The organism is Actinomadura fibrosa (assembly GCF_900659615.1).
Lineage (GTDB): Bacteria > Actinomycetota > Actinomycetes > Streptosporangiales > Streptosporangiaceae > Spirillospora > Spirillospora fibrosa.
The window spans coordinates 21,501-27,527 of record NZ_CAACUY010000127.1 but is presented as its reverse complement, the minus strand read 5'-3'; the positions used below and the strand labels follow the sequence as shown (position 1 = coordinate 27,527).

Genomic DNA, 6,027 nt, shown 5'->3' with positions numbered 1-6,027 from the left:
CGCCGCGCGCTGGCTCGACCGCGTCGGGCTCGGCGACGCCGCCGACCGGCTCCCGCGCGAGCTGTCCGGCGGGATGCGGCAGCGCGTCCAGCTCGCCCGCACCCTCGCGGCCGGGCCCCGCGCCGTCCTCATGGACGAGCCGTTCGGCGCCCTCGACGCGCAGACGCGCGCCACCATGCAGCGGCTGCTCCTCGACGTCCTCGCCGACGCGCCCGCCACGGTCGTGTTCGTCACCCACGACGTGGACGAGGCGCTGCTCCTCGGGCACCGCGTCGTCGTCCTCGGCGCGGGCGGCGTCGCCGCGGAGTTCCCCGTCCCCGCGTCCCGCGACGGCGTGCTCGCCGCGCTCGGGGCGCGCACCGAAGCGAAGGAGACCGTCTGATGGCGATCCCGCAGATGGAGATCCCCTCCGTCGAGGACCGGCGGCAGTTGAGCTGCGACGTGCTCGTCATCGGCGGCGGCACCGCCGGGACGATGGCCGCGATCACCGCGGCGGAGCACGGCGCGTCTGTGCTGCTGCTGGAGAAGGCGCACGTCCGGCACTCGGGCGCCCTCGCCATGGGCATGGACGGCGTGAACAACGCGGTCATCCCCGGCAAGGCCACCCCCGAGGACTACGTCGCCGAGATCACCCGCGCCAACGACGGCATCGTGAACCAGAAGACCGTCCACCAGACCGCGACACGCGGCTTCGCCATGGTGAAGCGGCTCGAACGGTACGGCGTGAAGTTCGAGAAGGACGAGCACGGCGAGTACGCGGTCCGCCGCGTCCACCGGTCGGGGTCCTACGTCCTCCCCATGCCGGAGGGGAAGGACGTCAAGAAGGTCCTCTACCGGGTGCTCCGGCAGCGGTCGATCCGCGAGAAGGTGACGATCGAGAACCGGGTCATGCCCGTGCGCGTCCTCACGTCCGGCGGACGCGCGGTGGGGGCCGTGGGCTTCGACACCCGCAGCGGCGAGTTCGTCACCGTGTCGGCGGGGGCCGTCATCCTCGCGACGGGCGCGTGCGGAAGGCTCGGCCTCCCCGCATCCGGCTACCTGTACGGGACGTACGAGAACCCGACCAACGCCGGGGACGGCTACGCCATGGCCTACCACGCCGGGGCGGAGCTGAGCGGCATCGAGTGCTTCCAGATCAACCCGCTCATCAAGGACTACAACGGGCCCGCGTGCGCCTACGTGGCCAACCCGTTCGGCGGCTACCAGGTGAACGCCGAGGGCCGGCGGTTCGTGGACTGCGACTACTGGTCCGGCCAGATGATGTCCGAGGTCAAGCGCGAGATCGACTCCGCGCGCGGCCCCATCTACCTCAAGCTCAGCCACCTCCCGGACGAGACGCTGACCGCCCTCGAAGGCATCCTCCACACCACCGAGCGGCCCACCCGCGGCACCTTCCACGCCGGGCGCGGCCACGACTACCGGACCCACGACGTGGAGATGCACATCTCCGAGATCGGGCTGTGCGGCGGGCACTCCGCGTCCGGCGTCTGGGTGGACGAGAACGCCCGCACGACCGTCCCCGGCCTGTACGCGGCGGGCGACCTCGCCTGCGTCCCGCACAACTACATGATCGGCGCGTTCGTCTTCGGCGACCTGGCGGGCGCGCACGCCGCCGGCCACGCGGGCGGCCCGGCGGCCCGTCCCGCGGACCTGCCCGCCAACCAGATCCGCGCCGCGCACGAGCTGATCTACCGGCCGCTCCGCAACCCGGACGGCCCCCCGCAGCCCCAGGTCGAGTACAAGCTGCGCCGCTTCGTCAACGACTACGTCGCGCCGCCGAAGACCGAGGCCAAGCTCGACATCGCCGTGGAGACGTTCACCCGCATGGAGACGGAGATCGCGGCGATGGGCGCGCGGACCCCGCACGAGCTCATGCGCTGCGCCGAGGTCACCTTCATCCGGGACTGCGCGGAGATGGCCGCCCGCTCGTCCCTGACCCGCACCGAGAGCCGCTGGGGCCTCTACCACGACCGCGCCGACCTCCCCGAGCGCGACGACGCCTCCTGGTTCTTCCACCTCAACCTGCGGCGCCGCGACGACGGCGCGATGGAGTTCGTCAAGCGCCCCGTCGAGCCGTACCTGGTGCCGGTCGAGGAGTTCACCGTCCCGGAGCCGGTCGAGCCGGTCGTGCTCACCCCGGCGCCGTCCGCCATCCCCGCCGCCGTGGCCGCCGCAGGGCGGGCCGGGGCGCCCGCCGCGCGTCCCGTGACGGCGATCGGCCGCTCGCCGCGCCTGCTGGAGCTCCAGGAACTGGCCGAGACCCAGCCGCCCGTCGACGCGATCGCGGCCTACCTCACCGACCCGGACCCGAAGGTCCGCCGCGCCGCCGTCACCACGCTCACCGAGGTCGTCCCGGACGGCGTCGCGGGCGCCCTCGCCACCGCCCTCGCCGACGGCCACGGCTCGGTGCGCCACGCCGCCGCCACCGCCCTCCGCGAACTCGTCGAAGTCCTCCCGGCGACGCCCGAGGTCCGAGAGGCCCTCGCGGGCGCGCTGGACGTCCCGGACGCCCAGGTGCGCGCCGCCGTCCTCGACGTCCTCCGCGCGCTCCGCCTCGGCGACCCGGGGACCTTCACCGCCGCGCTCGCCGACGGCGACCACCGGGTCCGCCTCCAAGCCGTCCGCGGACTCGTCGCGCACGACGCGGCGGACGCCGTCGGACGCGCCGCCGGCGACGCATCCCGAGAAGTCCGGGTCGCCGTCGCGCACGGCCTCGGCACCATCGGCGACCCCGCCTCCGCCGGAACGCTCACCGCGCTCCTCGGCGACCGCGACGACCTCGTCCGCGCCGCCGCACTGGAAGCCCTCGCGGGCATCGGCTGCCCGCCACCGCTCGCCGAGGCCGCCGCCGCGGCCCTCCACGACCCCGCCTGGCAGGTCCGCACCGGCGCCGCACGCGGCCTCGCCGCCGCCGACCCCGCGATCGCCGCCGGACCGCTGATCAAGGCCCTCGACGACCCCCACCTCGACGTCCGCAAGGCCGCCGTGATCGCACTGGGCCCCCACGCGGCCCTCCCGGACGTCACCCGCGCCCTAGAACGCGCCCAAGACGACCCCGACGCCGACGTAAGGAGCTTTGCTCGTAAATATTGCATCGCCCTTGGCGTCAGGCCCTAGAGGGCCTTCCTTCAACGGGCGCTGCGGCGATCGCTGCATCGCTCCGGCTCGCCCAGGGGCTCGCTGCGCGATCAAGTTCTCGCTTCGCTCGAACTTGGCTTCGCACGCGATCGCAGCGCTTGCGGTTGTTGGTGGTTGAGGTCGGGGGCTGGTGTTGTCGCGGCTCGTCCAAACCCCCCTGAGTGCTTGTGCTGGGTTAGGTGGCTAGGGGGAGTAGGGCTGCGGTGGTGGCTATCTCTACCAGGGCGCCTAGGACGTCGCCGGTTACGCCGCCTAGGCGTCGGACGGTGTGGCGGAGCATCAGTAGTGCTGCGGCTAGGCCTAGTGCGACTGCCGCGATGGCGTGCGTGGCGCCGCCCGCCACTGTCCAGGCGTCTCCGCTGTTCTGGGTGGCGGCCGTCAGTGCTCCGGCCGTTCCGGCGGCTAGGAGCACTGCGACCGTCACCGTTAGGGCGGCGCGGGTGGAGATGGTGCCTGCTACCAGTGCGCCCAGGCCGCCCGGGCGGGCGGACGGGACGCTCGTGCGGCAGGCCCAGGGCAGGGCTAGGCGGCCCGTGACCGCCGCGATCACGACGGCGACCGCGGCGTGCGGCGATGAGGCTAGAGCCGTCACCTGGATCAGCAGGACCAGCAGGAGCGTGACGACGCCGAACGGGCCGATGTCGGAGCGCTTCATGATTGCCAGGGCCTCGTCGGCGGGACGGCCGCTGCCGAGGCCGTCCGCTAGGTCGGCGAGGCCGTCCAGATGCAGGGCGCGTGTGGCCGCGGCGGTCGCGGCCACCGCGAGGGCGGCCGCAAGCAGCGCGGACAGGCCCAGTGCGTCGGCGAGCAGTAGCACCACCGCGGCCGCGCCGCCGGTGATCAGGCCGACGGACGGCGCCAGCAGCATGGCCGCGCGGGCGCTGTCCCGGTCGACGCCGCCCGCGCGGAGCGGGACGACGGTGAGCAGCGTGACCGCCAGTCGCAGTCCCGCGATCACCCCAGCTCCAGCACGCGTCCGGCCGCGACCAGCGCGGACTCCTCGGACTCGGCGGCGAGCCGCTGGTTGAGGCGGCCCAGCAGGTCCCGGAACGCCCGCCCGGACGGCGTCGCGGGCACCAGCGACAGGCCGACCTCGTCGCTCACCGCGATCACGCGTGCCGCCGTGTCCCGCCAGGCCGCTACGAGTTCGTCGAGCCGCGGTCCTATTTGGGACGGGTCGTCCCAGGCCGCGGCCTCGTCGATCACGGCCGTGAGCCACGTGCCGATCCCGTCTACCAGCACCGCCCCTGACGCCGACTTGAGGACGCCTACCAGGTCGGCCGTCTCTAACGTGCGCCACCAGGAGGGACGGCGAGAACGGTGGGCTGCTATGCGCTGGGTCCATTCCGGGTCGTCTTCGCGGAGGATTCCCGTCGCCACGTAGGTCACTTCCGGGTACGCCGCCAAGCGCAGCTCGGCTTCGGCCGACTTACCCGAGCGTGAACCGCCCAGCAGGAGGGTCCGGTACGGGCCGTCTTGGGGGCACAGCCAGAAGCCCATGCGCCGTTGCAACTCTGTCGGAGACGAGATGCGGTGGTCCACGTGCAGGGGGAGGATGCGCGTCTTGTCTGTCACGGCCCCTGCCCGGCGCAAGTAGCCCAGGTGTTCGGGGGAACCGACCATGTCCAGCAGGACGGCGTCGTACTCCACGTCCGGGACGGGTGCCGGAGTGGAACCCGGCCCAGACGCCAGGAGAATTCGTCCACCGTGTGGAGTCGCTATGTCGTGGCCACCGGAGACTTCTGTCCAGGCGAAGTCGTTCAGGGGGACGCCGTCGATGGTGACGTTCGCCGGTTCGTGACTAGTTCCCGCACGGCGCAGCCGGTTGCAGGACGCGCAGCGGCAGCCGGGCTCGGGCCAGCCCAGCGGACCGGCGATGCCGTGGAGTTCGATGTTCATCTCGATCGGAAACTCTACGGCCGCCCCCGGCGGGGCGCTCACCGGTGGATACGCTCGCCGGGAAGGCAGCGCACGCGCTCGGAGCGACGCACCGTCAGGAGGAGAAACCGGTGGGCAACCCCCCGAACCCCCCGTGGCCCCACCAGCCGGGTCAAGGCCAGCAGCCGCCCCCGGGGCCGCCGTACGGCGGATCTCCCGCCTGGCCGCCCCAGCCCGCACCTCCTTTCCAGCCTGGCCCGCCGTTCCAGCCGGGTCCGTCCGGCAAAAGGGGGCCGGGGTTGCTCATCGGCCTTATCGGTGGGGGTCTTGTACTCGTGCTGGTCGCGGTCGCCGCGGTCGTGTTCGTCGCCCGGGACGGCGGGGGAGACGACGACGGCGGGGGTGTCGCGCTGAAGGCGGGCGAGATCGCGGGCGGCGCGCTGGCCACGCCCGCCGCCGACGGCAGCCTGACCATGGCGCGGCCCGGCGTCACCGCCCCGGTCGTGGACGTCTACGAGGACTTCGCCTGCCCGCACTGCGGCGCGTTCGACCGCATGCACGACCCGATGCTCAAGGAGCTCGCCGTCTCCGGCCGCGCGAAGGTCGTCTTCCGCCCGGTGCTGATCTTCGGGCCGGGCACCGAGCCCGCGTACAGCAACTCGCTGCGCGCCGCGGCCGCGCTGCGCTGCGTCGGCGACGGCGCGCGCTGGCTGTCGTACCAGGACGCGCTGTACGCCCACCAGCCGGCGTCGCTGGACAGCAGGGGCTACGCCACCGCCGACCTGGTCGCCTACGGCGCGCCGTTCGGGCTGACCGGCGACGACTTCGCGACGTGCGTGACGAGCCAGCGCTACGCCGCGTCGGTCAAGACCGTCAGCGACGGGTACAAGCGGGGCGGTCTGGCGGCGACGCCGAGCGTCCGGGTGAACGGCCGCACGCTGGACGCGTCCGAGACGGGAAGCGCCGAGGCGCTCCGCAAGGCGATCGAGGCGGCCTCGTAACGGCTAGTCT

The 6,027-nt window shown here is 73.3% G+C and carries 5 protein-coding genes; 3 read left to right on the top strand and 2 right to left on the bottom strand.

Annotation, left to right across the window (positions count from 1 at the left end; translation table 11 throughout):
* Both E1300_RS31345 and E1300_RS31340 read left to right on the top strand, forming a co-directional pair.
* Window positions 1-382, top strand: a 382-nt coding sequence (locus tag E1300_RS31345; protein WP_131760713.1) for an ATP-binding cassette domain-containing protein, incomplete at its 5' end; no start/stop codon positions are given.
* Window positions 382-3,117, top strand: a complete 2,736-nt coding sequence (locus E1300_RS31340; protein ID WP_242619507.1) for a fumarate reductase/succinate dehydrogenase flavoprotein subunit — start codon at window positions 382-384, stop codon at window positions 3,115-3,117. The genes E1300_RS31345 and E1300_RS31340, both read left to right, overlap by 1 nt.
* Window positions 3,118-3,313: 196 nt before the next feature.
* Here E1300_RS31340 and E1300_RS31335 read toward each other — a convergent pair whose 3' ends face one another.
* Window positions 3,314-4,096 (bottom strand): adenosylcobinamide-GDP ribazoletransferase, encoded by a 783-nt coding sequence (locus E1300_RS31335; protein ID WP_242619506.1) that lies wholly within the window; start codon window positions 4,094-4,096, stop codon window positions 3,314-3,316.
* Window positions 4,093-5,037, bottom strand: coding sequence for a bifunctional adenosylcobinamide kinase/adenosylcobinamide-phosphate guanylyltransferase (locus E1300_RS52835; protein WP_242619505.1), 945 nt, complete (start codon window positions 5,035-5,037; stop codon window positions 4,093-4,095). Before E1300_RS52835 ends, E1300_RS31335 begins: the two co-directional genes overlap by 4 nt.
* 278 nt (window positions 5,038-5,315) lie before the next feature.
* On the opposite strand from E1300_RS52835, the gene E1300_RS31330 reads away from it, so the two are divergent.
* Window positions 5,316-6,017 carry a DsbA family protein gene (locus tag E1300_RS31330; RefSeq protein WP_131760711.1) on the top strand — a complete coding sequence of 234 codons (702 nt, stop codon included), beginning with the start codon at window positions 5,316-5,318 and terminating at the stop codon, window positions 6,015-6,017.
* The last annotated feature ends 10 nt before the right edge of the window (window positions 6,018-6,027 follow it).